Source organism: Cryobacterium sp. TMN-39-2 (genome assembly GCF_004402745.1).
Taxonomy (GTDB): domain Bacteria; phylum Actinomycetota; class Actinomycetes; order Actinomycetales; family Microbacteriaceae; genus Cryobacterium; species Cryobacterium zongtaii.
In genome coordinates this window covers 16,133-42,836 of the sequence record NZ_SOFX01000017.1, presented here as the reverse complement: position 1 = coordinate 42,836, position 26,704 = coordinate 16,133, and the positions used below count along the sequence as shown (strand labels likewise).

Annotated in this window: 24 protein-coding genes and 1 pseudogene; 15 read left to right on the top strand and 10 right to left on the bottom strand. The window is 68.7% G+C overall.

Going from position 1 to position 26,704, the window contains the following annotated elements; translation table 11 throughout:
* Window positions 1-468, bottom strand: a pseudogene (locus E3O57_RS05355) (hypothetical protein); the annotation flags it as partial.
* A 468-nt stretch (window positions 469-936) separates the two neighbouring features.
* Here E3O57_RS05355 and E3O57_RS05350 point away from each other — a divergent pair.
* The 4 genes from E3O57_RS05350 (at window position 937) to E3O57_RS05335 (ending at window position 4,265) form a co-directional block, all read left to right on the top strand.
* Window positions 937-1,629 (top strand): NTP transferase domain-containing protein, encoded by a 693-nt coding sequence (locus tag E3O57_RS05350; RefSeq protein WP_088455544.1) that lies wholly within the window; start codon window positions 937-939, stop codon window positions 1,627-1,629.
* 70 nt (window positions 1,630-1,699) lie between these two features.
* A complete protein-coding gene (locus tag E3O57_RS05345) occupies window positions 1,700-2,500 on the top strand; it encodes an ABC transporter permease (RefSeq protein ID WP_240632398.1) in 801 nt (266 codons plus the stop codon).
* Window positions 2,500-3,246, top strand: a complete 747-nt coding sequence (locus E3O57_RS05340) for an ABC transporter ATP-binding protein (protein WP_088455542.1) — start codon at window positions 2,500-2,502, stop codon at window positions 3,244-3,246. Before E3O57_RS05345 ends, E3O57_RS05340 begins: the two co-directional genes overlap by 1 nt.
* A gap of 119 nt (window positions 3,247-3,365) precedes the next feature.
* A complete protein-coding gene (locus E3O57_RS05335) occupies window positions 3,366-4,265 on the top strand; it encodes a hypothetical protein (RefSeq protein WP_240632397.1) in 900 nt (299 codons plus the stop codon).
* 43 nt (window positions 4,266-4,308) lie between these two features.
* On the opposite strand, the gene E3O57_RS05330 is transcribed toward E3O57_RS05335, so the two are convergent.
* From E3O57_RS05330 to E3O57_RS05300, 7 genes are all read right to left on the bottom strand, one after another.
* Window positions 4,309-5,592, bottom strand: a complete 1,284-nt coding sequence (locus tag E3O57_RS05330; RefSeq protein WP_103480172.1) for a hypothetical protein — start codon at window positions 5,590-5,592, stop codon at window positions 4,309-4,311.
* Window positions 5,593-5,675: 83 nt separating this feature from the next.
* On the bottom strand, window positions 5,676-6,542 hold the full coding sequence (locus E3O57_RS05325; RefSeq protein WP_103480173.1) for a glycosyltransferase family 2 protein: 867 nt from the start codon (window positions 6,540-6,542) through the stop codon (window positions 5,676-5,678).
* Between the two features lie 14 nt (window positions 6,543-6,556).
* The gene (locus tag E3O57_RS05320; RefSeq protein ID WP_088455539.1) at window positions 6,557-7,369 is read right to left on the bottom strand and encodes a CDP-alcohol phosphatidyltransferase family protein; all 813 of its coding nucleotides are present in this window, start codon (window positions 7,367-7,369) and stop codon (window positions 6,557-6,559) included.
* Window positions 7,366-8,427 carry a glycosyltransferase family 2 protein gene (locus tag E3O57_RS05315; protein WP_240632396.1) on the bottom strand — a complete coding sequence of 354 codons (1,062 nt, stop codon included), beginning with the start codon at window positions 8,425-8,427 and terminating at the stop codon, window positions 7,366-7,368. Before E3O57_RS05315 ends, E3O57_RS05320 begins: the two co-directional genes overlap by 4 nt.
* 163 nt (window positions 8,428-8,590) lie before the next feature.
* Window positions 8,591-10,291: a S1C family serine protease gene (locus E3O57_RS05310; RefSeq protein WP_103480174.1), complete on the bottom strand. Its 1,701-nt coding sequence runs from the start codon at window positions 10,289-10,291 to the stop codon at window positions 8,591-8,593.
* A 139-nt stretch (window positions 10,292-10,430) separates the two neighbouring features.
* Window positions 10,431-10,976, bottom strand: a complete 546-nt coding sequence (locus tag E3O57_RS05305; protein WP_133159860.1) for a hypothetical protein — start codon at window positions 10,974-10,976, stop codon at window positions 10,431-10,433.
* Window positions 10,977-11,326: 350 nt separating this feature from the next.
* Window positions 11,327-11,914, bottom strand: a complete 588-nt coding sequence (locus E3O57_RS05300; protein WP_165788010.1) for a hypothetical protein — start codon at window positions 11,912-11,914, stop codon at window positions 11,327-11,329.
* 252 nt (window positions 11,915-12,166) lie between these two features.
* On the opposite strand from E3O57_RS05300, the gene E3O57_RS05295 reads away from it, so the two are divergent.
* Window positions 12,167-13,357, top strand: a complete 1,191-nt coding sequence (locus E3O57_RS05295; protein ID WP_103480177.1) for an aminotransferase class I/II-fold pyridoxal phosphate-dependent enzyme — start codon at window positions 12,167-12,169, stop codon at window positions 13,355-13,357.
* 78 nt (window positions 13,358-13,435) lie between these two features.
* On the opposite strand, the gene E3O57_RS05290 is transcribed toward E3O57_RS05295, so the two are convergent.
* Window positions 13,436-14,509, bottom strand: a complete 1,074-nt coding sequence (locus tag E3O57_RS05290) for an alkene reductase (RefSeq protein WP_103459576.1) — start codon at window positions 14,507-14,509, stop codon at window positions 13,436-13,438.
* Window positions 14,510-14,694: 185 nt separating this feature from the next.
* Between E3O57_RS05290 and E3O57_RS05285 the strand changes: the two genes are divergently transcribed.
* Together E3O57_RS05285 and E3O57_RS05280 are read left to right on the top strand one after the other, a co-directional pair.
* Window positions 14,695-15,699, top strand: coding sequence for an alpha/beta fold hydrolase (locus E3O57_RS05285; protein WP_088455533.1), 1,005 nt, complete (start codon window positions 14,695-14,697; stop codon window positions 15,697-15,699).
* Between the two features lie 93 nt (window positions 15,700-15,792).
* Window positions 15,793-16,179 (top strand): ATP-dependent DNA ligase, encoded by a 387-nt coding sequence (locus E3O57_RS05280; protein ID WP_240632395.1) that lies wholly within the window; start codon window positions 15,793-15,795, stop codon window positions 16,177-16,179.
* Window positions 16,180-16,183: 4 nt separating this feature from the next.
* Here the strand turns inward: E3O57_RS05280 and E3O57_RS05275 are convergent, their stop codons facing one another.
* Entirely contained in the window at window positions 16,184-17,005 is an 822-nt protein-coding gene (locus E3O57_RS05275; RefSeq protein ID WP_088455532.1) for a carbon-nitrogen hydrolase family protein, read from the bottom strand.
* A 104-nt stretch (window positions 17,006-17,109) separates the two neighbouring features.
* Here E3O57_RS05275 and E3O57_RS05270 point away from each other — a divergent pair, with 104 nt between their 5' ends.
* From E3O57_RS05270 to E3O57_RS05235, 8 genes are all read left to right on the top strand, one after another.
* On the top strand, window positions 17,110-17,784 hold the full coding sequence (locus E3O57_RS05270) for a response regulator transcription factor (RefSeq protein WP_088455531.1): 675 nt from the start codon (window positions 17,110-17,112) through the stop codon (window positions 17,782-17,784).
* 13 nt (window positions 17,785-17,797) lie between these two features.
* Window positions 17,798-19,177, top strand: a complete 1,380-nt coding sequence (locus E3O57_RS05265; protein WP_165788011.1) for a HAMP domain-containing sensor histidine kinase — start codon at window positions 17,798-17,800, stop codon at window positions 19,175-19,177.
* A gap of 72 nt (window positions 19,178-19,249) precedes the next feature.
* Complete coding sequence (locus E3O57_RS05260; RefSeq protein ID WP_103480178.1) at window positions 19,250-20,809, top strand: glycosyltransferase family 39 protein; 1,560 nt, start codon at window positions 19,250-19,252, stop codon at window positions 20,807-20,809.
* 84 nt (window positions 20,810-20,893) lie between these two features.
* A complete protein-coding gene (locus tag E3O57_RS05255; RefSeq protein WP_088455528.1) occupies window positions 20,894-21,634 on the top strand; it encodes an NUDIX domain-containing protein in 741 nt (246 codons plus the stop codon).
* Window positions 21,631-22,962, top strand: a complete 1,332-nt coding sequence (gene nadA, locus E3O57_RS05250; protein ID WP_103480179.1) for a quinolinate synthase NadA — start codon at window positions 21,631-21,633, stop codon at window positions 22,960-22,962. Before E3O57_RS05255 ends, nadA begins: the two co-directional genes overlap by 4 nt.
* Before the next feature lie 2 nt (window positions 22,963-22,964).
* Window positions 22,965-24,587, top strand: coding sequence for an L-aspartate oxidase (nadB, locus tag E3O57_RS05245; protein WP_103480180.1), 1,623 nt, complete (start codon window positions 22,965-22,967; stop codon window positions 24,585-24,587).
* On the top strand, window positions 24,581-25,441 hold the full coding sequence (nadC, locus tag E3O57_RS05240; protein ID WP_103480181.1) for a carboxylating nicotinate-nucleotide diphosphorylase: 861 nt from the start codon (window positions 24,581-24,583) through the stop codon (window positions 25,439-25,441). Before nadB ends, nadC begins: the two co-directional genes overlap by 7 nt.
* Window positions 25,442-25,469: 28 nt before the next feature.
* Window positions 25,470-26,612, top strand: coding sequence for a cysteine desulfurase family protein (locus E3O57_RS05235; RefSeq protein WP_103480182.1), 1,143 nt, complete (start codon window positions 25,470-25,472; stop codon window positions 26,610-26,612).
* Window positions 26,613-26,704 lie beyond the last annotated feature (92 nt).

The following is a 26,704-nucleotide window of genomic DNA, read 5'->3' as shown; positions in this document are numbered from 1 at the left end:
CGCGGGGCCGGCGGGCAGGTCCAGCTCGGAGGCCGCGGCGGCGGCCTCGACGGCCTCCGCGGTATCGGCCGTGGACGTCGTCGTGGCCGGCAGCCTGGTGGCCTTGGCGACCGCGGGCTTCACCGGCGCCTTGCGGGCAGCGGGGGTGCGCGTCACCGTGACGCGCGCCGGCGCCGTTGCGGGTTCGGCGGCGGCCGGGGACACGGGCGTCGTCGTCGGTACCGACACGTCCTCCGCCAGCGCGGCGGCGGCCGGCTTCTTCTTGGCCGGAGCGCGGGGCGTCGACGTGGCTCGCGGAGTCGCAGGGGTGCGCGGTGCGCGGGTCGAGCTGCGCGCAGGCTTCACCGGGGTTGTCGAGCCGTCGGCGGTTGCTGTGTCGGCTGAAACCGATGTGTCGGCGTCGGATGCGGCGGGCGCGTTCGACGCCCCACCGGCCGAGGACGTCGTGGTTCGGGGGGTGCGGCGCACCGGAGGCTTGCGGGGCGGCAGCGCGCCGGTGGTCGGTGCTGTCGTTGAAAGGGAATCGGGCTCAGGGGCTCGGTTCGCAGGGGCGTTGTGTTCGATGGCACTACCCTCGCGTTCCGGCTCCGTATCGGGAACGGGCAAGACCGGAGTCCGCTCGTCAGGCTCGGAGTTCGGAGGCACTGGAGTCACCTCGCTAACTTACCAAGGACCGTCTGACCTCGCTGGGGCTGGCGGCGGTCGCAGGCGGATTCTCACCAAAACTCGCGCCGGAATCGCAGGTCACAGGGCCGCACGAATCGTCACGATCAGGACACGCCTCTGACCGTCTCTTCCCCCAGAACGGGGTCGTCGGGTAGTCTGAAGGTGGCATAACGGTGTGTCTATACGTGAACTTAGGGGTGAACCGCAGGCAAACTCGGCGAAAACGTCCGACCGCTGCGGGGCCACCCAGATCTTTCTTAGGAGATATTCGTGACCACCCAGGTAGTAATACTTGCAGCAGGAATGGGCAGCCGCCTCGGCCGCTCCCTTCCTAAACCGCTGACCGAACTCAACGACGGCCGCACGATCATGCAGCAGCAGTTCGACAACATCGAGCACGCCTTCGGTAAGAAGACCAAGGTCACCATCGTTGTCGGCTACAAGCTCGAGCACATCATCGAGGCTTTCCCGCAGGCATCCTTCGTCTACAACGAGCAGTACGACGTGACCAACACGTCGAAGAGCCTGTTGCGCGCCCTCCGCGCGTCCGCCAGCGGCGGCGTGCTGTGGATGAACGGCGACGTCGTATTCGATCCCGCTATCCTCGATCGCGCTGCCGCGATGATGAAGCGCGACCAGTCCTTCGTCACGGTCAACACGTCGAAGGTGTCTGACGAGGAAGTCAAGTACACGACGAGCGCCGAGGGCTACATCAAGGAGCTGTCGAAGACCGTGAAGAACGGGCTCGGCGAGGCTGTCGGCATCAACTACGTGTCTGCCGCTGACAAGCCCATGCTCATCCACCACCTCAGCAAGGTCGGCGACCAGGACTACTTCGAGCGCGGCATCGAGCTCGCGATCGAGAAGAACCGCATGCTCGTGGAGCCCGTCGACATTTCCGACTTCTACGCCGTCGAGGTCGACTTCGCCGAAGACCTCGAGCGCGCCAACCTCTTCGTCTGATCAGCCTGGAGCCGTGGGGCGGTCGCGTCGATGGCGCGGCGCCCCGATCCGCTCCCATACGATAGAGCGCGTGAGTAGTTACGCTCAGGTGCGTCCTGAACAGCGCACCCCGTTTGCGCGGTACCGTCATTCCCTCTGGCTGTTGACCCAGCGGGACCTGCGGGTGCGGTACTCCACCTCCGTGCTCGGCTACTTCTGGTCGATCCTCGACCCGCTGGTGATGGCCGGCATCTACTGGTTTGTTTTCACCCAGGTCTTCCAGCGCACCGTCGGCAACGAACCGTACATCGTCTTTTTGCTCGCCGCACTGCTGCCGTGGATGTGGTTCAACGGGGCCGTCTCCGACTGCACCCGGGCATTCCTGCGTGAGGCAAAACTCATCAGGTCCACCCGGATCCCCCGCACCATCTGGGTCAACCGGCTCGTGCTGTCCAAAGGCATCGAGTTCATCGCCGCCATTCCGGTCCTGATCGTCTTTGCGATCTGGTCCGGCGCCGAGGTCAACGTTGATGCGATTTTCTTCCCGCTGGCCATCCTCATCCAAGCCGTGCTCACGGCCGGAGTCGGCCTCATCGTTGCCCCACTGGTCGTGTTCTTCCGCGACCTCGAGCGAGCCGTCAAACTCATCCTGCGCTTTCTGTTCTACGCGTCGCCGATCATCTACGGCACCAGTGACCTGCCGGAGCAGCTGCACTTCTGGGCGGCGTTCAACCCGCTCAGCGGCATCTTCAGCCTCTACAGGGCCGCGTTCTTCCCCGGCGAGCTGGACTGGTTCGTCGTGGCCGTCAGCGCAGCCATGTCGGTGGCATTCCTCGGAATCGGCCTGCTGGTCTTCTCCCGCACCGAGCGTGCCGTGCTGAAGGAGATCTGATGACCGAGACCGTCATCTCCCTGAACGACGTCGGAATCAGGTTCCGCCGGAATCGGCGCAGCCGCCGCAGCTTCAAGGACCTCTTCGCCGGCACCCGCCGCCGCACCAGGTCCGGTGAGTTCTGGGCGCTGCAGAACGTGTCGTTCACCGTTCAACGCGGTGAGGCGATCGGGGTCGTCGGCCGCAACGGCCAGGGCAAGTCCACCCTGCTCAAGCTCGTCACGGGTGTTGTGCTGCCCGACGAGGGCACCGTGAACGTCATCGAGGGTGTCGCCCCGCTGATCGAGATCACCGGCGGCTTCGTCGACGACCTCACCGTGCGCGACAACGTGTACCTCACGGCGGGTCTGCACGGCATGACCCGCAAGCAGATCGATTCCCGCTTCGACGACATCATCGAGTTCGCCGAGATCGCCGACTTCATCGATACCCCGTACAAGCACCTGTCCAGCGGCATGAAGGTGCGTATCGCGTTCGCCGTGATCTCCAGGCTCGAGGAGCCGATCATCCTCGTCGACGAGGTGCTGGCGGTCGGCGACAAGGCGTTCCGCGAGAAGTGCTACCGACGCATCGAAGAGCTGCTGGCCGGCGGACGCACCCTGTTCTTCGTGTCGCACAACGAGCGCGACCTGCGCCGGTTCTGTGCCAGGGGCCTCTACCTCGACAAGGGTGAGCTGGTCCTCGACGCCCCGATCAACGACGTCCTCGACCGGTACAACGCCGAGTACGGCATCAAGAAGGCCTGAGACGTCGCCCGACCGCGATTCGTCACGGCCAACGCGCATCAATCTGGCTGGGAATTACCTCGACGATGCTCAGTTTCGAACCGTAAACTCGTGCTTCTGCACCCGAGGAGGACCGCACCATGGCTAAGAAACCCACACCACTGCTGTCGCCCACCGGCGGGCTGCCGCAGGGCGGCCAGCTGCCATCCGGCGTCGCCACCGGTTTCGACAGGGTCATGGCGATTCATCGCCCCGCTGTGCTCGCCCACATCCGCAGCATTCGCCACCGTCACCCCGATGCCTCGCCGGAACAGCTTGTGCGCATTCTGGAGCGGCGTTATCTCGCCGCTGTCACCAGCGGCGGCGCCGCGGTCGGCGCGACGGCCGTGATCCCCGGCGTCGGCACCGGTATCACGCTCGCTCTGTCCGGCGTCGAGACGGCCGGGTTTCTTGAGGCGACCGCTCTTTTCTCCCAGTCCGTCAGCGAGGTGCACGGGATCACGGTGAGTGATCCTGAGCGCGCGAGGGCGCTCGTGATGACCATGATGCTCGGCCACGAGGGCTCCGACCTGGTGCGTCAGCTGGCCGGTCAGGTCACCGGCGGAGGAGTGGCCCGTACTGCCTACTGGGGAGAGTTGGTAACCACCAGCCTGCCCCGCGCCATCATGGGGCCGCTGACAGACCGCCTCAAGCGCACCTTCATCCGGCAGTTCGCTGCCAAGGGCGGAGCCAGCCTGATCGGCAAGGCCGTGCCGTTCGGCATCGGCGCCGTGATCGGCGGAATGGGCAACCACATTCTCGGCAAGCGGGTCATCGGTTCGTCCAGGCTCGCGTTCGGTCAGGCGCCCGCCGCCTTCCGCCCGGAGCTCGACCCGCGGGCGCACACCATCACCCTGCGCGACGGCGCCGTGATTCCCGGCAACCGGCTCACTCAGCTGGGCCACGGCGCACTCCGGGCACTCCCCCGGCCGCTCCGCCGCCGGCCGACCGGCGGGGACCCGGTCAAGCCGGATGCAGCCGCACCGGCGGAACCCCTCTAAGCAGAGCCCGACCGGCCTGACCCTGCCCGCCTCACCCGATCACTCAGACGTCTTCGGTCTCGCTGACTTCCTCGACGAACTCGGCGAGGCCGTCGTCGTCGCCGGCGTGCACCTGGGCGAACCGGTCCCATTCGGTCATCAGATGTTCGATCGCGGCATGGAACCGCGCCGTCGGCGCACCGGGCGTGGGATCGCCGAAGTACTGCTCGACCCAGACGCGCAGACGTTGGTCGGCGCCGTCGTCGTTCACAAGCTCGTCGAGGGTCTCGACGATACCGGCGGTCTCGCCCGCGTCAAGCCACTCGCAGTCGGACAGGTACCCGCTGGTGTCGATGGCGGCGAGAGGGTTCAGCGGCCGCGTCACCATGAGCGGTTTGCCCGATGCAAGGCGGTCGTAGACCATCGCCGAGATGTCGACGATCGCAACGTCGGCGGCGGAGAGCTGCCAGCCAAGCTCCGCGCCGGTGTCGATGATGTGCTGGGCGCTGGCATCACGGCTGTTCGCCGTGTTCATCGCGGCCATGATCTGCTTGTTCGCCAGACCGTATTCGTGGTCGACCACACCTGATCGCGGATGCGGGCGGTACACCAACCGGTGCCGGGGGCTGCGCAACAGGGCAGTGACCAGGGCCACGCCGTGCGTGGCGATGGAGCCGTACGCGGCGGCGGCGCGGTCGCCCTCCCAGGTGGGCGCGTAGAGCACAACGGTGCGCTCGTCGGGCATGAACGGCAACCGGCCCGAGTAGTGGTCGGCCTGGGGCCGACCGATGGTGATGGCCCGCTTGTCGAAGTCGTAGTCCCAGAGCACCTTGCCGAGCCTGGCGACGGCGGCCTGACCGGCCACGAACGAGTAGTCGTAGGCCTTGAACTGGTTCGTGGTCATGTACATCTTGTCGCTCTCACCATGGTTGATGAAAACGTGCCAGCGGCGCCCGTAGCGCATCATCTGGAAGTTGCGGGAGTTCTGATTGACGTACAGGACGATGCGGATGTCCTGCTCGGCGATCACTCGTTCGAGGTCGGACACCTTGCGCACGTAGGCGACCGGGATCGGGCTCTCTTCGATCAGCTTCATCGTGCCGCCGGCGGTGCGGCTCAGGACGACCACGGGCCAGGTCTCGGCCAGCTTCGCGAGTGGCTTGTACCACTGGCGCATCTGGTAAAGGTTCACCGGGCCATCCGCGAAGTACACGGCGATCTTGAAAGTATTGGCGGGCAGCGGGCCGCGTACGGCGAGGCGCTCGGTGAGTAGGCGCTGAGCCTTGCGGGAACCGAGCACATCCTTCACCAGCTTTGCTGCGAGTCGGACGTCTTTGCTGCTTACCACTGCTCCAGCCTACCCACCGGGCCGGGACCTAGGGCCTACCGCCCCCCGGAAGGGGCGCACCGGTAGCCAATCGTTAGGCCCGCTCAGATGACGGGGGGCCGGCCCGCGCGGGTCATCCGCCAGATGGTGCGGGTCGCCAGCGGACGGCGTTCGCCGGGGTCGGTGACCCACCCCTCCCACCAGCCACGGAACCAGGCCTTGAGGGCAGCCGGGTTGCGGGCTCCGCGGAGCACCTGGATCGCCGTCCAGGACCCCACGTAGAGCGGTATCAGCGGCAGTGGCAGGTTGCGCCGGGCGATCCAGACGCGGTTGCGGGCGTTGAGCCGGTAAAAATCGGCGTGCCGGGTGGGCAGGATCACCGGGTGGTTTGCCACCAGGTTGCCCGCGTACCAGGTGCGCAGGCCCTGGTCCCAGACCCGCCAGGCCAGCTCGATGCCCTCGTGGGCGTAGAAGAACGGTTCGGCCCAGCCGCCGGTGGCGTCGAAGACGGGTCTGGGCAGAAGCACAGCACCCTCCCACACCGAGAACACCGCGCTGGAGTGTGCGGCGTCGCCCTTGCGGATGCGTGGAATCCAGCGGCGTGGCGCGGTGAGGCCGGCCGGGTCGACGACCTGAGGCTGCAGCAGACCGATGCTGGGGTCGGCGCGCAGCACCCCTACGGCGTCGATCAGGAACCGGGGATCCGGCAAGCTGGCGTCGTCATCGAGGAAGAAAAGGTAGTCGCCGCCCACGTGCTCCACGCCGCGATTGCGGCCGGCGGGGATGCCCAGGTTCTCGGGCAGGGCGAGCGCGGCGACGACACTGGGCAGGCCTGTGGGCTGCCAGCCGTTGCCCACGCAGATGATGTCCAGCTGCACGTCTTCCTGGGCGAGCAGGCTGCGAATGCCGCGCTCGAGGTCGTCCGGGCGGCGGCCCTGGGTGAGCAGGACCACACCGATGGTGACGGGCACGCTGTCGCCTGACTTCAGGACCGCACTCGCTTCGAGGCCATGATCGCCAGGAAGTGGCCGATCAGCGCTAGGAAAGCGAGGGGAACGAGGACGGCGAGGAAGACCCGGTCGGTGATCGGCTGACCGAGGACGAGGCCGATGACGGCGGCGACGAAGATCACCATCGTCATTTCCACCGAGTGGTACAGGCGGTGGAAGGGCAGGAACCGGGCCAGGCGGCGCAGGGTCGCGATCAGGCCGGCCTGCGGCACCTTCTCACCCTTGTTGTCGGCCAGCTTGGGCAGGCCGGCGTTGGCGCGGGCAACGTGCACCATGTCGTTGAGGGCCTTGTTGAGCACGATCAGCAGTGCCAGGGCCAGGCCCAGCGTGGTGAACAGGAAGTCGGCGGGTGCTTCGAACGGGTAGGCGGCGGCGCGGATGCCCAGCGCGATGGGGATCAGGGCCTCGGTCGAGTAGTGCCCGACCTTGTCGAGGAACACCCCGGCCGGTGACGACGTCCTACGCCAACGGGCGACCTCGCCGTCGCAGCAGTCGACGAGCATCTGCAGCTGGCCGAGCACCAGGGCCAGCAGGGCACCCCAGATGCCGGGAATGAGCAGCGCCGCGGCCGTGGACCAGCCGACGAGGATCATCAGGCCGGTGACGCCGTTGGCCGAGATGCGCGTCTTCAGCAGCAGCCAGGTGAGGTACGGCGACAGGTCACGCAGGTACAGCGACGCCGTCCAGTGCTCGGCGTTGGCGCGCATCCGCACCTCGGGAGGTTGCGCGACGGCACGAAGCTCGGCGATCGAAGAGGGCCGAGCCGTGTTGGGCGAACCAGACGTCATTGATGTCTTCCCGTGTGTGCCGAGATGTTGGTGGTGAGCTTGAGGTAACCGAGCAGGAAGCCGATACCCCAGCAGAAGTGAATGCACGGCAAGACTACGAGAAACCAGAGCGCGACACGAACGCCGTCGGACCGGGTCGACGCAACGGTGGCCGCCACGACGATGAGCAGGTAGGCCAGCGGGGCCAGGAAACCCAGCAGCAGCCAGCCCGGTCCGCCCAGCAGGACCTGCACCAGGCCGGCGAGGCCGAGCAGGATGCCGATGGTGACGCCGAGCACCATCACGGGCGGGGCGAAGTAGCGCAGGCCGTTGGATTCGGGGAACCGGCGGGCCAGTTCGCCGCGCCACAGTCCGGTGGAGACCATCTGGCGGGCCAGGCGGGACAGGCTGGGCCGCGGCCGGTAGATGACCTTCAGCGCCGGGGTGAACCAGACCGAGCCACCGTGCTCGCGCAGGCGGCGGTTGAGTTCCCAGTCCTGGCCGCGCTTGATGCCCTCGTCGAACATGCCCACCCGCAGCAGGCTGTCACGGCGGAAGCAGCCGAGGTACACGGTCTCGGCTTCGCCCTCGGGGCCGCCGACGTGCAACGGAGTGCCGCCCAGGCCGATGCGGGTGCCGTAGGCGCGGGCGACGGCTTGCTGGAACGGGGCGGTGCCCTGGGCATCCATGATGCCGCCGACGTTGTCGGCGCCGGTGCGTTGAAGCGTCTCGACGGCGATGCGGGCGTAGTCGCGCGGAAGCACCGAGTGGGCGTCGACGCGGATCACGACAGGAAAGGTGGAGGCGCGAATGGCGATATTGAGGCCGGCCGGCGTCGACCCGACTTCATTGGCGACGACGCGGATGCGCGGATCCACCGCGGCCATCTCTTCGACGAGTTCGGTGGTGCCGTCGATGCTCGGCCCCAGGGCCAGGGTGACCTCGAACGGGCCGTCGTAGTCCTGCTCGAGCAGGCTCTGGACCGCCGCTCGTACATGGCTGGCCTCGTTGAGCACGGGCATGATGTACGAGACGCCGATCAGCACTGTGTCTGCGCTCTCGTGCACTGGGCTGGCCATCTTTCCACTCATTCGGGCAATCGCCTGAGCCTAGCAGCCGAGTCTTTTCACTCGGTCCGCGTTACCTGTGGCACGCCTCCGAGCCGGCGGCCGCGGCCCCGGACACAACTGCGCCGCCGGTGCAGGACCGGCGGCGCAGGAAGAAGGAAGGAGCTGATCCGGGCTAGCTGGTGAGCTCGCCGACGGTGACCGACACCGTCACCGATTCGCCTTCACGCACGTAGGTGAGGTCGGCGGTGGCACCGGCTGCGAGGGTACGCACCTGGGCGGTGAGGTCGGTCGCGTCGGTGATGGGAACACCGTTGAAATTGGTGACGACGTCACCGGCCTTCAGGCCGGCCTTCTGGGCGGCTCCGCCGGACGACACCTCGCTGATGAGGGCGCCGACGGTGTCGCTGTCGGTGCTGGTGGCGCCGGTGACGCTGGCGCCGAGCAGGCCGTGCGTGGCAGATCCGGTGTCGATGATCTCATCCGACACCCGCTTGGCCAGGTTGGCCGGGATCGAGAAGCCGACACCGATGCTCCCGGCGGTGGTGGCGGTCGAGCTGCCACCGGCGTTGGCGATGGCGACGTTGATGCCGATCAGTTCGCCCTTGCTGTTGAGCAGGGCTCCGCCGGAGTTGCCGGGGTTGATCGCGGCATCCGTCTGGATCACCGCGAGCGAGATGCTGCTCTGGGCGGCCTGGGTGTCCGGGGTGTCGGGGGTCGAACCGTCCCGGTTGGGCAGGTCGTAGTTGAAGAAGTTGCCGTCACCCTCGTCTGGCGTGGTCTCGTCGGGCGTGGTGGGTGCGGCGGAGGACGCCACGGTGATGCTGCGGTTCAGGGCGCTCACGATGCCGTTGGTGACGGTGCCGGACAGGCCGAGTGGCGCGCCGATTGCGATGGCGGTGTCGCCGACGTTGAGATCACTCGAGTCCGCCCAGGTGATGGGCGTGAGGTCTGACGCGTCGGTGAGCTTGATCACGGCGAGGTCGGAAACCGGGTCGGTGCCGATCAGGGTGGCCGCGTACAGCTTGCCGTCGCTGGCCTTCACCTGGATGGTCGCGTCTGCGGCGGCGCCGTCGAGGGTGACGACGTGGGTGTTGGTCAGGACGTAACCGTCTTCGCTGAGGATGACGCCGGAGCCGGAGCCGCCGGAGTCGCCCGCGGCGACCTCGATGGTGACGACACTGGGCGACGCCTTGGCGGCGACTGCGGTGATCTCGTTCACGCTGTCGGTGTTGTTGACGACCACCGTGCTCGGGCCCTGGGCCTCGCTGGCCGGGGTGCCGTTGCTCTGGCTCGAGTAGACGACAGCGGAAACACCGGCTGCGGAGACCCCGCCGACCAGGGCGGCGATGGCGAGCGCGGCGACGAAGGCCACGTTGCCTTTGCGGCGGTTGGGGTCCTTGGGCGCCTTCGGTGCACCCGACGGTTGCGCGGGGTAGCCGTTCGCGTTGGCGTAGGCCTGCTGCTGCGCCGGGGTGGGGGCGTAAATCGGGGTGGACCCGTCCGGGCCCGGAATCGGGCGGCCGAAGGCATCCGTGGGGTAGGCGGGGGGCGCCTGGGTGTACGGGTGCGTCGGCTGAGCTGCCTGAGCGTGCTGAGCTGCGGCCTGGTGCGCTGCTGCCTGCTGCGCGGCGGCCTGGTGCTCAGCTGCCGTGGGCGCCGGGGCAGCGACCGTGGCGTCTTCCGAACCGAGCACCTCGGTGGGCTGGTTGTCGGCGGCGCGTGGAACTGCGGGCTGTGCTGCGCTGGGCTGTGCTGCGGTGGGTTGTGCTGCGGTGGGTTGTGCTGCGGCTTCACCCGACGAGTTGACCTCGAACGGTGCGTTGTCCTGAGGCTGGTCGGGGGTGGTGCCCGGGTCCTGAGTGTTGTCGGTCATGGTGTGCTCCTTCCAAGCGAAGCTAGCTTCTCGCCTAAAGCTGAACGTTTGATATGCGCAGACTGGGAGCAATCAATGATGAAGCCGTGACCTTGCCCGGCTCGCGGAACGACGTGGTCCTGCAGCGGCCCGATGCCTCTCAGCAGCCGGGGCCGCCGGGGTTGCCGAGGCAGGACTCGGCCACAAGAACCGTGCCGGCGCGGTCGGCGATCGCGGTGATCGGGCGGGTCGGCACCAGCACCAGACCCTGCACGTCGCGCCATTCGGCACCGGCAAAGCGATACTCGGCCGAATATGACACGATCAGCCCGATCGACAGCGTGCCGGTGCTCTCGAACACGTGACTAGTTGAGGTTTCTGAGAACTCGGGAAGGTTCAGGGCCGCCCAGGTCGCCCCGCCCGAAGCCGACGTTCGCGACGTTCCGTCGCCGTAATCCCACCGGAATCCCACCGGGGTGAACCGCACCTCGGCCGAGGCGCCGAGGAGGGTCCCTGACCGGACATGGGCCGACGCCGTGGCGAAGAAATTGGCCGGGACTCCGACGACGAGCCAACCGTTGGGTTCCATCCCCTGAGTGGGCGCGTCGGCCGGGATACTGACCAGGTCACTGACACGCACGACCAGATCCGGATCGCACGGCGTCTGAGGCTGGCACACCGGCACCGCGGGGTCGGCCGGCGCCACTATCGGTTGGCGCCTCGGACCAGTCCCCAGTCCGCCGGATGCGTCGCCCCGGTCGACGGGGACTCCCCCTGGAACCAGGCTGACGCCGTCAGGGAGCCCATCCCACTCGCCGCCTCCCGAGCCGCCACCGCCATCGCCGTCGCGGCCGTTGCCGGAACCAGACCCCTGACGTCCAGGCGTGTTGACCTCCCGGTCTGCGCTGAGGTCGACCCCGCCGTCGCCGACAGATGCGCCAGGGCAGACGCCCGTCTGAGTCGTCAATCGATTGCAGCCTCCGCTGTCGGCCGTCGCAGCGGCGGGAGCTACCAACAAGAACAGGGTCATCACCGTGAGAGTCACCGCCAGGCACCTCATCCGCAGACTCCGTCGCCCTTCCACACCGCGGCGCTGGCCACTACAAGTCGTGGAGTGCTGTTCTCTGTTAGATCAAAAGTAATCTCAAACGGAGTCCTGTCTGGACGGTCGGCCGAAACTACCGACTCGCCGGCTTCGTTGAGTACATCCACGACAGAGACGTCAGAACACACGTACGCCGTCACCACGTCCTTGGTTCCCGGCCCAGGTTCAACTGACTGAATGGTGAAATTCGAGAATGCACTGCCTCCAGTGCTGCGAAGGTTCTGCGCCTGAGCTTCACGATAACCACCGATTTCTGACTTCGCCAGCTCCGTTGAAGTGAATTCTCGTATCCTCTCGGGGTTTTGTCCGCCATCCATGAGGATCTCGTCTGACGCTCTGAGGTATTTCGCGTAGGCCTCGGTGGCCGCGGCGAGCGCCTCCTCGTCGGAAGCGAAGATGGGGGTGATCGTGGGCGTGGGCGACGGAGGCGCGGGCTTCGGCGCCGCCGTACAGCCCGCCGCACCCAACAGCAGACCACCCACACAGGCAGCACTAGCCATCCGTCCGACACCTCGTCGCCCACCACCCACGATCACCATCCCGCCACCGTATGACAGCAGCCCTCCCCCGCGTGCAAGTTATCCACAACCCCGAACCCTGCCGTGGACCTGCATAACTCCGGCAACCCGTCGCTGGTCGCGCATCCGCACCGGTGTTCGCGGGGTGCGGTCTGACACGGAATCAGGAAGAGGAGGAGTTGCGCACACCCGCGGGGAATCTGGCTAGACGGGCGGGTGCGTGAGTTGGGCCGGCGGGATGTCGTAAATTTGGGGTATGCAGCAGGTCACCACATGACGATCGGCGGCGCCTGGCGTCGCACCGCCAGAGGCGCCGGGCTCCTCGCCGCCGACGGCACCGTCTCGGCCAGTATTTTCGCGGAAATGAGCGCGCTCGCCATGCGCACCGGCGCCATCAACCTGGGTCAGGGTTTTCCCGACGAGGACGGTCCTGCCGTCGTGCTCGAAGCCGCTCGTCAGGCCATCCGCGACGGCGTCAACCAGTACCCGCCCGGGCGGGGAGCACCGGTGCTGCTCGAGGCGATTGCGCGCCACCAGCAGCGCTTCTACGGGTTGACCGTCGACCCCGGCACCGAGGTTCTCGTCACCGCCGGCGCCACCGAGGCGCTCTCCGCCACCCTGCTGGCGCTGCTCGAACCGGGCGACGAAGTGGTGACCTTCGAGCCGTTCTACGACGCTTACGGCGGCCTGATCGCCCTGGCCGGCGGCGTGCATCAAACGGTGCGGCTGCACTCCCCCGATTTTCAGCCCGACCTGGATGAGCTGGCGGCTGTCGTGACCGACCGCACCCGGATCATCCTGATCAACAACCCGCACAACCCCACCGGCACGGTCTTCACCCGCGAGACCCTCGAACTGATCGTGGCGCTCGCGCATAAGCACGACGCCCTCATCGTGACCGACGAGGTCTACGAGCACCTCACCTTCGGCGTCGCCCACCTGCCGGTCGCGACCCTGCCCGGTGCCCGTGAGCGCACCGTCACGATCTCATCCGCCGGCAAGACCTTCAGCACGACGGGTTGGAAGATCGGCTGGTTGAGCGCCCCGGCGGCCATCGTCACGGCGATCCTCGCCGTCAAGCAGTTCCTCACCTATGTCAACGGCGCCCCGTTCCAGCCGGCCACGGCGATCGGACTCGATCTGCCCGACGCCTACTACTCCGGCATCGCCTCCGACCTGCAGGCCAAGCGCGATGTGCTGGCCGGCGGGCTCGGCGCGGCTGGGTTCACCCTCGCGGTGCCGCAGGGTTCGTATTTCATCGTGGCGGATGCCGCGCCCCTCGGCCATCCCGACGCCGTCGAGTTCTGCCGCGCGCTGCCCGATCTGGCCGGGGTGGTCGGGATCCCGATCTCGGCGTTCTGCCTGCCCGAGCACAAGGCGCAGTACGCGTCGCTCGTCCGGTTCGCGTTCTGCAAGCGCGTCGACGTGCTCGAGGGCGCCGCCGCGCGTCTCGCCCACCTGTAGTCACCTCTCGGCGCACAAAACGGCCCCCTGCAGCAGGGGGCCGTTCGGTCTCAGCGCGCGGGCGCGCCGCGGGAGAGGCTAGCTCGCGTAGGCCGGGTAATCGGTGTACCCGACGGCATCCGGGCCGTAGAACGTGGCCGGGTTGGGCTCGTTGACCGGCAGGTTCTCCAGCCAGCGGCGCACGAGGTCGGGGTTGGCGATCACGGCACGACCGACGACGACACCGTCGCCGAGACCGTCGTCGAGCAGGGCGATGGCCTCCTCGCGGGTGGTCACGGCGCTGAAACCGGTGTTGACCAGCAGCGGGCCGCCGAACCGGCTGCGCAGCGTGCGCACCAGCTCGCCCGCGGGGTCGCGGTTCAGAACGCTGAGGTAGGCCAGTCCCAGCGGCGCCAGGCCGTCGACCAGCGCACCGTAGGTGGCCAGGACGTCGGCGTCGTCGGTCTCGACGGCATCCTGGATGTTGTGCTGGGGCGAAATGCGGATGCCCACCCTGTCGGCGCCGATCGCCGCGGCGACGGCCGTCACGACCTCGATCACGAACCGGGCCCGGTTCTCGGCGGAGCCGCCATAGATGTCATCGCGCTGATTGGAGGCCGGCGAGAGGAATTCGTGCAGCAGGTACCCGTTGGCGGAGTGGATTTCGACTCCGTCGAGGCCGGCCGCGACAGCGTTGCGGGACGCCTGCACGAAGCCGTCGATGATGCCGGGCAGGTCCTCGCCGGTCAGTGCGCGCGGCACCGGGTAGGGCAGCTTGCCCTTGTAGGTGTGGCTCTCGCCCTGGATGGCGATGGCGCTGGGGGCGACGATCTGGAGCCCTCCGGTGATCTCGGGATGGGAAACCCGACCGGCGTGCATGACCTGGGCCACGATGCGGCCACCGGAGGCGTGCACGGCGTCGGCGACCTTGGCCCAGCCGGCGATCTGTTCCGTGGTGACCAGGCCCGGCTGGCCTGGGAAGCCCTGGCCGGCCTTATCGGGGTAGACACCCTCGGACACGATCAAGCCGAGGGTGGCCCGCTGGCGATAGTGCTCGATGTTGAGCGCACCCGGGATGCCGTCAACCCCTGACCGCATCCGGGTCAACGGTGCCATGACCATTCGGTTGGGCAGTTCGAGGGCGCCGAGGTTCAGCGGGGTGAAAAGACTCACGTGGTGCTCCTTATATCTGTGGGATGGGGACGCAGTGGATGCGGCTGTGCCGCCGTTGTCGAACACGCGTCCCGTTCAGCAAACTCTGCGACCGGGCAGGGTATTCCGGCCGCGGCAAATGATCAGCCGGAACTCAGGCTTGGCCGGCCGCCAATCCGGGTCGCCGGCCGTACCGAACCCCTGTTATGAGCACCGCCACCGCCGTCCCGGCAGGTTTCGACACCGACCTGGGCTACTGCCCGTTTGCGCTGTCACACGACTCCGGCCGGCTGGGCCTGAGCACGAGCCTGATCGACACACCCCTCGGTCCGGTCGCGGTGCGGCATGGTCGGCGAACAGCGACGGGCTCCACCGGCACCGCGACGATCCTGCTGCACGGTGCGGCCGGATCGTGGACCACCTGGACGCCGCTGATCCGCGCTGCGGACCGGTTGCCCGCGCCCCCGCTCGAGAACCTGATCATCCCGGACCTGCCCGGCTGGGGCGACACTCCCCTGGCAATCGACGAAGACGCTGAGACCATTGAGTCCCTCGCCGCGGTCGTAGCCGAGATCGCGCGCGCCCTGGGGTATCGGCGTTGGCGGGTAATCGGGCACTCGCTGGGCGGGTTCGTCGCCCTCGAGCTCGCGGCGAGCAGACCCGGGCAGACGACCTTTGTCGGGCTGGTGTCCGCGACGACGTTCGGTGTCATCGACAGCGTGCGGCATCCGTTGTCCCGGTTCGCCGTGCTGCCCGGCTTCACGGCCCTGCTCGGCGTGATGAGGGTTCTCTCGGCGTGCGGCGCGGCCGGCCGCGGTCTGGCAGCCGGGCTGAATCGGCTGGGCTTGCTGCGCCCCGCGGTGGCTCCGTTGTTCAGCAACGTCCGCCGGGTCGACCGGAGCGTGCTGTCCGCTTTGGCCGCCGAGACGCGGCCACGCTCGTTCACCCTGGCCGCCGGCCGGGCCGGTCGTTACAACGCCGAGGCGTCCTGGGCCCGCATCGAGTGCCCGGTGCGGTCGGTGCACGGCGACCGTGATGTCTTCGTCGGAGACGACGACGACCGGCGCCTGGCCCGAGTGATCGCCGACCTCGAGGTCACGGTACTCACCGGCACCGGCCACTTCGGCCACGTCGAACGTCCGGTCGACACGCTCACGGCTCTGCATTCGCCCGAATTCCTTGCGCTTTGCCGGGCAGCAGAGGAGAGTTGAGGGATCCTCCGGTTCTTCTGTCAGTGCCCCATCATCGCTTTCACCCGTTCCCGGCACCGAGCGTGGCCAATCTGGAAGTGAACGTGAAAACTCATGGGCACCCTGTCCTACGACCGGGTCGTCGTTGAATTCGACGACAGGATCCTGACACATCTGCAAGTCGTGATCGTGCAGAAACTCCGCCGCGGCGAGAGCTTCCTTTTCTCCTGGCGCAACGCCATCGAGGTCGGCGACGGACGCAGTTCGGCATGGATGAATCCGGCGATACCGCTGTACTTCAAGTTCACCGGCGGCCACACCCCGACTCTCAACCCGGAGTGGATCGCACAGTTGACGCGCTCGGCCAACAGCTCGCAAGGGCTGATCGCCACCAGCGAAGAACGCGCCATCGATTCCAATCACGCGGGTGGGATGGATGTGTCGTTCGCGGTGAAGTCGGCCTCCGCGTTGCCGAAGTCGTCGGTGGCCGCGCCGGAATGAGCGCTTAGAGCGGCACCGTGCCGAAACGGCGCAGGGCAACGGCGGGGTTGACCCGTCGCACCTCGGCAAGCCGGGCAGGGGAGATCCAGCCGACGGCCACATCCGTCGTTTCCCCGATCGTGACCAGCTCAACACCCATCGGGTCGACCACCATGCTCGCGCCGACGCCGCTTGGCGGCGCATGGTCGGCCGCCGCGAGATAGACGGTGTTCTCGAGTGCGCGCGCCGTGACCAGAGTGCGCCAGTGCTGCTCCTTGAGCGGTCCGCGCACCCACTCCGCGGGGACGAGCACAAGGTCGGCGCCGGCATCGACAAGACGGCGGGTGACCTCGGGGAATCTGATGTCGTAGCAGGTCTGCAGGCCCACCGTGAGACCGGCAACGACGAAGGTCTCCGGCGCTTCGATGACACCGGCAAGCACCCTGTCGGATTCCCGTGACCCGAACGCGTCGTAGAGGTGCAGCTTGCGGTACCGCGCCACGACCAGCCCGGCGGGGTCGACGGCGACGAGAGTGTTCTGCACCCGGTGGGGGTCGTCGGTGCGCTCGAGCATGCCGGCCACGATGTGCACGCCCAGATCGGCGGCCAGGTGACCTAGCGCGGTCACAAACGGTCCGTCGAGCGCTTCGGCGGCGGCAACGGATGCGTCACCCAACCGGCTCTCGAAAAACGACGAATACTCGGGGAACACCACGATGCCCGCCCCGCGCGCCACGGCGGTACCGGCCAGCGAGCGCATCGCGGCCAGATTCGCCGCCTGATCAGCGCCGGGCGCGAACTGCGCCACGGCCACCCCGAGTTCGTCGCTCGCGCGCGCATCCACCATGTCGTCAGCCTAGCGGCGGCTTCCCAGCTTGCCGTCGGCAGGTCGCGAGCGAAGCGTCACGCAACGTGCCAGCATGAGACCCTGGTGCGAGCGAAGGGTGACGGATGAAGATCTTGGTCGTGGAGGACGATGACCAGATGGGTGCCCTCATCGAACGCGGACTGCAGGCCGAGGGGTACGAGACGGTGCGGGTCTCCACCGGGGTCGACGCACTCATCGCCCTCAATGGGGACGGCTTCGGCCTGGCCGCCATCGATGTGATGCTGCCCCAGATGTCGGGTTTTGAGATCTGCCGCCGCATCCGCGAGTCGGGCAACACCATGCCCGTGCTGCTGCTGACCGCACGCGACACCGTCGACGACAGGGTTTTCGGCCTGGACAGCGGAGCCGACGATTACCTCACCAAGCCGTTTGCGTTCGCCGAGCTCTCCGCCAGGGTGCGTGCCCTGCTGCGCCGCCGGTCGATGGGCGCCCCGACCACGGTGGAGATCGGCAACATAGTGCTGGACTCCCGCGACCTGCGGGTGACCGTGGCCGGGCGTGCGGTGTCGATGAGCCCCAAAGAGGTGGCGTTGCTTCGACTGCTCTGCAGCAGGGCCGGCACCACGGTCGACCGCACCACCATTCTCGAAGAGATCTGGAACGGCACGAACCACATCGACCCCAACATCGTCGACCAGTACATCAGCTATCTGCGCCGCAAGATCGATACCGATGCCGCGGGCGTGCGCATCGTCACCGTGCGAGGCACCGGTTACGCCGTGGAGCTCGCCGGATGAGGCGGCCCTCCCGGTGAGTGGCCCCCGGGGCATCTGGTTGCCCGCGCTGTCGATCCGCGCGCGGATCACCTTGGGAAGCCTCCTCGTCGCGACCCTGTTGTTCAGCACCGCCGCATTCTTCGTCCGCCTCGAGGTGCAATCGATTCTCACCGATTCGAACGAGACCATGCTGCGCAACGACGCCGAGTCCCTGCTGGGTCAGCTCGCGACGAACCCCGCCGAGGCCATCCAGAGCCCGAGCGAGGGCCAGCTGCTGGCCATCGTCGACCCGACCGGGACGGTACGGAAGTCGTCGCTGCCGCGCAGCCTGGACCGGCAGCTCGACGCCCTGATCGAATTGGGCGCCGAACCGCAGACCGTGACCACCCCCGCCGCCACCTACCTGGTCTCGGCGACGCCGGTGAGCTCGGATTCGGGCGACTGGCTCGTCATAGCCGCCCGCAGCCAGCAGGCCCCCACCCTGCTGCTCGATGAGCTCACCGGGGTGCTCGTGCTGGGCACGGTGATCCTCACCGCCGGGTTCGGACTGGCCTCCTGGCTGCTCACCGGCGCGGCGCTTCGCCCGGTGACCCGCCTGCGTGAGGAAGCCGAGAGTCTGAGCACGACGGGCTCCTCGGCGCAGCTGCGGGTTCCAGCCGGCAAGGACGAGGTGAGCGAGCTCGCCCGAACCCTCAACGACTTCATCAAGCGGCTCCGGCGCGGCGTGGACCGCGAAAAACAGATCGTGTCGGATGCGAGTCACGAACTGCGCACCCCGCTCGCGGTACTTCAGGCGCAGCTCGAGCTGGCCCACCTCGACTCCGGCGATGCCCCTGCTCTCGAGCGCGACATCCGAGACGCATCGGCAACAGCCGGACGCCTGAGCCGGCTGGCAACCAATCTGCTCGAGCTGAGCAAGCTGGAGAGTGTGCAGTCGCCGCCCGAGACGGACTGGACCGGTCTGGTCGACGAGATCACGGCGTCGGTCGACCGGGCGCGGGTGGTGCGGGACGGCCACGAACTCGAGGTCGTCTACCGCATCGACGATGACGACCCGGAGGGTCGCTACGGCGTCTCGGCCACGAATATGGGCCAGCTCCTCGACAACCTCATCTCGAACGCCGTCACGGCGATGGCGGGCCACGGCGGCGTCACCGTGTCACTCTCCCGCTCAGGCTCCGGCGCGCTGATCACCGTGATCGACACCGGCCCCGGCCTGCCGGAGGATTTCATTCCGCTGGCGTTCGACAGATTCTCCAGGCCGGACAACGCCCGGTCAAGCAGCTCCGGCGGATCGGGCCTGGGTCTGGCCATTGTGCACGCCATCGTCGAGCGCGCCAACGGCACGGTCCTGCTGCGCAACACCGGCAGCGGACTCGCAGTCGAGATCCGGCTGCCGCGGCACGTTCCCTAGCGGCACTTTGGGAACCTTCCAGGTCACCGAGGCCCCTCGTCGGTAAACGTTGGAGGGTTCTAGGGTCTGGAGGTGACGACTGTTCTCGCCTCTCCGCTCGTCGAGGCCCCGGAGCCGACGAGACACGGTCGGCGCGGCTTCGCCGCTACCGCGGCCCTGCTCGGCCTGGTCGGCTTCCTGGTGTCGGTGGCCGGGTCCTGGCAGCCGTCCTACTGGGGTGACGAGGCAGCCAGCGTGCTCTCCGCCGAGCGGTCGCTTCAGTCGCTGTTTCGGATGCTCGGCACGGTCGATGCCGTGCACGGTGTCTACTATCTGCTTCTGCACGGCTGGATCGACGTGTTCGGGGCGTCGGAGTTCGCTACCCGACTACTCAGCGCCCTGTCCATCGGCGCCGCGACGGCCGGCACCGCCGTCTTGGCCCGGATGCTCGTCAACCCGCGCGTCGCCCTGTTCGCCGCCCTCGTCTTCGCTGTGCTCCCCCGAGTGACGTATATGGGCGCTGAGGCCCGGTCCACGGCCCTGGCCACCATGATCGCGGTGTGGTGCACAGTGCTCCTCGTGCACATCGTGCAGTCCAGGCCCACCACCGCCACACTGACCCTGGCGCTCTGGGCCGGCTACGCGGTGCTGCTCGCCGCGGGCATCGCCGTGTTCGTTTACATCGCGCTGCTGGTGCCGGTGCACGGGCTCGTGGTGACTCTGCTGACCCGGCACAGCCCACGCGTCACCGTGCTGACGTGGGCCGGCGGGGTGGGCGCCGCGCTGGCGGTGGCCTCACCGATCATCATCCTGGCCCACACCCAGCGTGAACAGATCGCCTTCCTGGCCCGACGCGCACAGGCCAGCCCGCTCGACGCCGCCGTCCAGCAGTGGTTCGACACTCCGGCCCTGGCCGCCCTCGCCTGGCTGTTGATCGCGGTCGGCTGCCTGACCGCGTACGTCCCCCGGTTCCAGGGCGTCGGCGTGAACGCCGGGCCCGGGCGGGTGCCGCGGGCCGAACTGGTCGTCCTGCTGGCCTGGCTGGTCGTGCCGAGTACCACCCTGCTGATCGGCACCCACCTGATCACGCCGATGTACGCCTATCGCTACCTTTCGATCTGCGCGCCGGCGGCCGCCATCCTGATGGCCGTGGGCATCGTGGGGCTTCGGCCGTTCTGGGCTCGGGCGATTGCCCTGCTGCTCGTGGTGACCCTCGCGGCGCCCGGCTATCTCGCGCAACGCTCGGACTTCGCGAAGGACCACGGCAGCGACTGGCGCCAGACGGCCGACATCCTGCGCGCAGAGGCCCGACCACGCGATGCCGTCGTCTTTGACGAGAGCACCAGGCCATCGCGGCGCCCGCGCCTGGCCGGGCACCTCTATCCGGCGGCGTTCGTCGGGCTGAACGACATCGCCCGCGACGAGTCGTTCGAGAACACCGACGGGCTGTGGGACCGCACACTCCCGCTCGAGGTGGCCGCCTTCCGGCTGGCTGCAACCGACAGAGTCTGGCTCCTGCAGAATGTCGGGAGCCGGGGAACGGCGGCCGGAACCGACCTTGCCGTGCTCCGCGAGGCGGGTTTCTCCATCGTGTCGTCCCGCACGATCAACCGCACCATCCTCATCGAAATGACGAGGTTGACGATGCCGTGAGCCCGGGGTGTGACTTCTGGTCACGATGACTATATGATGGACCTCACGTTAGAGTCATATTGACCTTTACTCGAGGGATGCCCGATGACCGATCTACACCCGCCTGTGCTTGCGGTTTCGACGGTCATTTTCGCGCTCCGGCCCGACGTCGAGTCCGGCTTCATGACGCTCTGGCTTCCCCTGGTCCGTCGCACCAGGGACCCGTACCTGGGCCTGTGGGCGCTGCCGGGTGGCTGGCTGCCGCCCGAGGAGGAGCTCTCCACCGCCGCGGCCAGCACCCTGCGGGAAACCACCGGACTCTCCCCCAAGTACCTCGAGCAGCTGTACACCTTCGGCGATCTCAGCCGTTCCCCGGGCAGCCGCGTCGTCTCGATCGTGTACTGGGCTCTGGTGCAGTCCACCGAGGCCGACCTCGCCGCCGTCGATGAGAACGTGCAGTGGTTCCCGGCCGACCGGCTGCCCGAGCTCGCGTTCGACCACAACCACATCGTCGAGTACGCGCTATGGCGTCTGCGCACCAAGGTGGAATACTCCCGCATCGCGCACGCCTTCCTCGGCGAGACATTCACCCTGGCCCAGCTGCGCGACGTACACGAGGCGGTCCTGCGCCGGGCACTCGACCCGGCGAACTTCCGCCGCATGATCGAGTCGACGGGGACCGTCGTCGACACCGGGCTCCGCCTGGCCGGGGTACCGCACCGGCCGCCGCGGCTCTACCGCTACAACGACTCCCACTCCATCGCCGAGGGGCCCCTGGGCTCCACGGTCGGCTGGCCCGAAACTCCCCTCCAAACCACCCCGCACTCCCCGAGGAGCACGACATGACCATCGCATCGGTCGACCGCACCATCCGTCTGATCAGCACGGGCAAGAGCACGGGCAGCACCTGCACCCCCGACCTCGCCGTCGACCCGTGGTACTTCGACGACAAGGCCCCCGGCTACGGGCCCGGCTCCTCGATGGGCGACGTCATCCCCACCGGATCCCCCCGCCAGGGCGAGCTGCCCGCGCGCTACCGCACGGCATCCAACGGCGAACTGAGCGACTGGATCCGCGCCGCCAAGGCCACCCTGGGTGACCGTGTTGTGGTGCTCGGCCACTTCTACCAGCGCGAAGAGGTGCTGCAGCACGCCGACTTCATCGGCGACTCCTTCCAGCTCGCCGTGGCCACCCAGAGCCGGCCGGATGCCGAAGCCATCGTCTTCTGCGGCGTGCACTTCATGGCCGAGACCGCCGACCTGCTCTCCCGCCCCGAGCAGGCCGTGATCCTGCCCAACCTCGCCGCCGGCTGCTCGATGGCCGACATGGCCGACATCGACTCCGTCACCGAGTGCTGGGAACAGCTCGAAGAGCTCTACGGCACCGAACCGGATGCCGACGGGCGCGTCCCGGTGATCCCGGTCACCTACATGAACTCCTCCGCGGCGCTCAAGGGCTTCTGCGGCGAGCACGGCGGTATTGTCTGCACCTCCTCGAACGCCGAGACCGTGCTGAAGTGGGCCTTCGAGCGCGGCCAGCGGGTGCTGTTCTTCCCCGACCAGCACTTGGGCCGCAATACCGCCAAGGCCATGGGCGTTCCCCTCGAGCGGATGCCGATGTGGAACCCGCGCAAGGCCCTCGGCGGCAACACCGAGGCCGAACTCGAGAACTCGCAGGTGATCCTCTGGCACGGCTTCTGCAGCGTGCACCGCCGCTTCACCGTCGAGCAGATCGAGACTGCCCGCGTTGAGCACCCGGGCGTGCGCGTGATCGTGCACCCCGAGTGCCCGATGGCGGTCGTGGATGCGGCAGATGAATACGGTTCCACCGACTACATCGCCAAGGCCATCGCGGCCGCACCGGCCGGGTCGACGTTCGCGATCGGCACCGAGATCAACCTCGTGCAGCGCCTCGCCGCCCAGTACCCGCAGCACACCATCTTCTGCCTCGACCCTGTCGTCTGCCCGTGCTCCACCATGTACCGCATCCACTCCGGCTACCTGGCCTGGGTACTCGAGGCTCTCGTGGGCGGCGACGGCGTGCCGGCGGAGGTGCTCAACCGCATCACGGTCGCCGACGACGTCGCCGGGCACGCCAGGGTGGCGCTCGAACGGATGCTCGCCGCCAAGCCGCCCGCCGCCGGTCCCGTCGCCCCCGTCGTGACCGGAGCCTGACCATGACGCGCGTGCTGGTCGTCGGCAGCGGCCTCGCCGGGCTGATCGCCGCGGTGCGGGCAACCGATGCCGGCCACCGGGTGACCCTGGTGACCAAGGCCGCCCTTTCCGACAGCAACACCCGCTACGCCCAAGGCGGCATCGCCGCGGCGTTGTTCCCCGACGACTCCACCGACGCGCACATCCTCGACACCCTGCGCGCCGGCGCCGGACTCTGCGACCCCGCTGCCGTGCGGGTGCTCTGCGAGGAAGGCCCGGCCCGGGTGCGCGACCTGATCCGGTTCGGCGTCGATTTCGACCGCGACGAATCGGGCATCACCCGTGGGCTCGAGGCCGCGCACTCCAGGTCCAGGGTGTTGCACGCCGGCGGCGACGCCACCGGCGCCGCCATCGAGACCGCCCTGGTGGCCACGGTGCAGGAGCGGGCCAAGCGCGCCCACGCCCTCGGCGGCGACCAGATCACCATCCACGAACACACCATGCTCGTCGACCTGATCGTGACCGACGGCCCCGGCACGGTCCGGGTGACCGGCGCGATGCTGCTCGGGCCGGACGGCACCCAGCACGCGGTCGCCGCCGACGCCGTGATCCTCGCCACCGGAGGTGCGGGAGCGTTGTACCGGCACACGACCAACCCGGCCATCGCTACCGGCGACGGTGTCGCCGCCGCCTGGCGGGCCGGCGCTGCCGTCGCCGACGTCGAGTTCTACCAGTTCCACCCGACCGCGCTCGCGGTGCCCGGCACCCCGCTGGTGTCGGAGGCCGTTCGCGGCGAGGGCGCCGTGCTGCTCACCAGCACCGGTGAACGGTTCATGCCGGCCATCCACCCGGATGCTGAGCTCGCGCCCCGCGACATCGTGGCGCGCAGCATCGCCGCCCAGATGAAAAAGCAGGGCGACGCCCCGGTGCTGCTGGACGCCACCGGGCTCGGCCGTGACCTGCTCGAGAGCCGGTTCCCCACCATCACGGCCGCCTGCCGCGCCGCCGGGCTGGACTGGGCGGTGCAACCGATTCCGGTCGCTCCGGCCGCGCACTACTGGATGGGCGGAGTCGCCACCGACGGCTGGGGCCGCACCTCGCTGGCCGGCCTCTACGCGGTGGGTGAGGTGGCCCGCACCGGAGCGCACGGCGCGAACCGGCTGGCATCCAACTCGTTGCTCGAAGCCGCTGTCTTCGCCGATCGGGCCGTGCGCGCGCTCGACGCTGAGGAGCAGCTACCGCCGCTGTTCGACGACCTCGAGGCAGTTGCCGAACTCGGCAGCGACCCGGATGAGGCCGGCACGCTCGTCGAGCGCAGCACCCTGCAGGAGCTGCTCTGGGAGGCCGCCGGAGTGCACAGGTCCGGCTCTGGCCTGACCCGGGCCGCCGTGACCCTGGCCGGGTGGCGGGCCGTCGACCGGGGCCGGGCCACTGTCGCCGAGCTCGAGACGGGCAACCTGCTCGACCTCGGCCGCCTGATCGTGGCCGCAGCCCTGGCCCGCGAGGAATCCCGCGGCGCCCACCACCGCGCTGACTTCCCAGACAGCCGCCCGGAACTCGCCCGGCCGCGCTTCACCCGGCACCCGGCGTCAACCCGCCCTCTTCTCACAGTTCCATCGCAGCCTTCGGAGGCCATCGCATGCTGACCACACACGCCATCGACGCCGTCGTGCGGGCCGCCCTCGACGAGGACGCCCCGTGGGGCGACCTCACCAGCGAGATGCTGATCCCCGCCGACGCCGTCGCCACCGCCCAGCTGGTGGCCAGGGAAGCCGGCGTGTTCAGCGGCGGGGCCGTGTTCGCTGCGGCGTTCCGACTGGTCGACCCACGCATCGCGGTGCACCTCCACGTCACCGACGGCGCCGCCTTCGCTGCGGGCGACCTGCTCGCCGAGGCGTCCGGCCCGGCCCGCGGCATCCTGCAGGCCGAACGGATCGGACTGAACTTCGTGCAGCGGATGAGCGGCATCGCCGCCCTCACCGCCCAGTACGTGGCCGAGACCGCCGGCACCGCGGCCCGCATCGTCGACACCCGCAAAACCACACCCGGCCTGCGCGCGTTCGAACGCCAGGCCGTGCGCGACGGTGGCGGCCACAACCACCGGTTCAGCCTCTCCGACGCCGTGATGGCCAAGGACAACCACCTTGCTGTGCTGAGCGCCGGCGGCATCGGCCTCACCGAGGCGCTGCTGGCCGTACGCGCCAAGCTCTCGCACACCACCCACTTCGAGGTCGAGGTGGACACCCTCGAGCAGATCGAACCCGTGCTCGCGGCCGGCATCGATACCATCATGCTCGACAATTTCGACGCCGACAGCCTCCGCGAGGGCGTGCGCCTGGTCGCCGGCCGGGCCATCGTGGAGGCCAGCGGCGGCGTCTCGCTCGACACCGTCAGACGCATCGCGGAGTCCGGCGTCGACGTCATCTCGGTCGGCGCCCTCACCCACAGCGTTCGCTCGCTCGACCTGGGCTTGGACGTGGTGATCCTCACCGAGGATTGACCACCCCTTCCCCGAACCCGGAGCAGCCATGATCTACCTGGACAACGCCGCGACGACGCCGCTGCGCCGCGAGGTCGCCGAAGCCATCTGGCCGGTCATGACCCGCGGCTTCGGCAACCCGTCCAGCCACCACCGGGTGGGTGAGGCCGCGGCCGCCACGCTGAAGGCCGCCCGCGCCCGCATCGCCGGGGTGCTCGGCTGCCGGCCCGGCGAGATCACCCTCACCGGCGGCGGCACCGAGGCCGCCAACCTCGCGGTGAAGGGCCTCGCCCTGGGCTCCCCGCGCGGCCGGCACATCGTTAGCACCGCCCTCGAGCACGAGGCCGTGCTCGAGTCCTGCGACTATCTGCGCCGGCTGCACGGCTTCGAGATCACCCTGCTGACCACGGATACCTCCGGCCGGGTCGATCCCGCCGAGCTCGCCAGGGTTCTTCGGCCCGACTCCACCCTCGTCACCGTGCACTACGCCAACAACGAGATCGGCACCGTGCAGCCCATCCGGGAACTCGCCGCCATCGCCCGCGCGGCCGGTGTACCGTTCCACACCGACGCCGTGCAGGCCGCCGGCTGGCTGGAGCTGAACGTCGTCGACCTCGGCGTCGACGCGCTGAGCATCTCCGGACACAAGCTCGGCGCGCCCCAGGGCGTCGGCGCGCTGTACCTGCGCGGTCGCCTGCAGGTCGAACCGGTGCTGCACGGCGGCGGCCAGGAGCGCGGCCGGCGCAGCGGCACCGAGAACGTGGCCGGGGCCGTGGGGCTCGCCGTGGCCCTCGACCTGGCCGAGGCCGAACGGCGGGAGCTCGCGCCCGCCCTGACCGTGCTCCGCGACGGTTTCGTCGCGGCGGTCCTGGAGAGCACCCCCGGCGCGGCGCTGACCGGGGACCCGCTGCACCGGCTGCCCGGCCATGCTTCGTTCACCTTCGCAGGCACCGGCGGCGAGGCCGTGCTGCTCGAGCTCGAACGCCACGATATCGTCTGCTCGAGCGGGTCGGCCTGTGCCGCCGGCAGCGACGAGGCGTCACACGTGCTCACGGCCCTGGGCATTCCCGCCGATCTCGCCCAGACCGCTGTGCGGTTCACCCTGTCGGCCACCACCACCGCCGCGGAGCTGACCGAGGCAGCCACCCGGGTGCGCGAGGCCGTCGCCGCCGTGCGCGGCCTGGCCGGCTGACCAGCGCCCCGGCCGCCCCCTCGCTCGCAACTGTTCCCGAACCGGACAACTGCGTCCGGCGCACCGGGCGCAATTGTCCGAACGGGGCACAG

What these genes read in the sequence shown, in the direction of transcription:
- E3O57_RS05285 (WP_088455533.1), top strand. Translation starts at nt 14,695, where the DNA reads ATGAGCACCGCCACCGCCGTCCCGGCAGGTTTCGACACCGACCTGGGC.
- E3O57_RS05315 (WP_240632396.1), bottom strand. Translation starts at nt 8,427, where the DNA reads ATGGCCAGCCCAGTGCACGAGAGCGCAGACACAGTGCTGATCGGCGTC.
- E3O57_RS05280 (WP_240632395.1), top strand. Translation starts at nt 15,793, where the DNA reads ATGGGCACCCTGTCCTACGACCGGGTCGTCGTTGAATTCGACGACAGG.
- E3O57_RS05275 (WP_088455532.1), bottom strand. Translation starts at nt 17,005, where the DNA reads ATGGTGGATGCGCGCGCGAGCGACGAACTCGGGGTGGCCGTGGCGCAG.
- nadB (WP_103480180.1), top strand. Translation starts at nt 22,965, where the DNA reads ATGACGCGCGTGCTGGTCGTCGGCAGCGGCCTCGCCGGGCTGATCGCC.
- E3O57_RS05320 (WP_088455539.1), bottom strand. Translation starts at nt 7,369, where the DNA reads ATGACGTCTGGTTCGCCCAACACGGCTCGGCCCTCTTCGATCGCCGAG.
- nadA (WP_103480179.1), top strand. Translation starts at nt 21,631, where the DNA reads ATGACCATCGCATCGGTCGACCGCACCATCCGTCTGATCAGCACGGGC.
- E3O57_RS05235 (WP_103480182.1), top strand. Translation starts at nt 25,470, where the DNA reads ATGATCTACCTGGACAACGCCGCGACGACGCCGCTGCGCCGCGAGGTC.
- E3O57_RS05335 (WP_240632397.1), top strand. Translation starts at nt 3,366, where the DNA reads ATGGCTAAGAAACCCACACCACTGCTGTCGCCCACCGGCGGGCTGCCG.
- E3O57_RS05295 (WP_103480177.1), top strand. Translation starts at nt 12,167, where the DNA reads ATGACGATCGGCGGCGCCTGGCGTCGCACCGCCAGAGGCGCCGGGCTC.
- E3O57_RS05300 (WP_165788010.1), bottom strand. Translation starts at nt 11,914, where the DNA reads ATGGTGATCGTGGGTGGTGGGCGACGAGGTGTCGGACGGATGGCTAGT.
- E3O57_RS05255 (WP_088455528.1), top strand. Translation starts at nt 20,894, where the DNA reads ATGACCGATCTACACCCGCCTGTGCTTGCGGTTTCGACGGTCATTTTC.
- E3O57_RS05270 (WP_088455531.1), top strand. Translation starts at nt 17,110, where the DNA reads ATGAAGATCTTGGTCGTGGAGGACGATGACCAGATGGGTGCCCTCATC.
- nadC (WP_103480181.1), top strand. Translation starts at nt 24,581, where the DNA reads ATGCTGACCACACACGCCATCGACGCCGTCGTGCGGGCCGCCCTCGAC.
- E3O57_RS05310 (WP_103480174.1), bottom strand. Translation starts at nt 10,291, where the DNA reads ATGACCGACAACACTCAGGACCCGGGCACCACCCCCGACCAGCCTCAG.
- E3O57_RS05340 (WP_088455542.1), top strand. Translation starts at nt 2,500, where the DNA reads ATGACCGAGACCGTCATCTCCCTGAACGACGTCGGAATCAGGTTCCGC.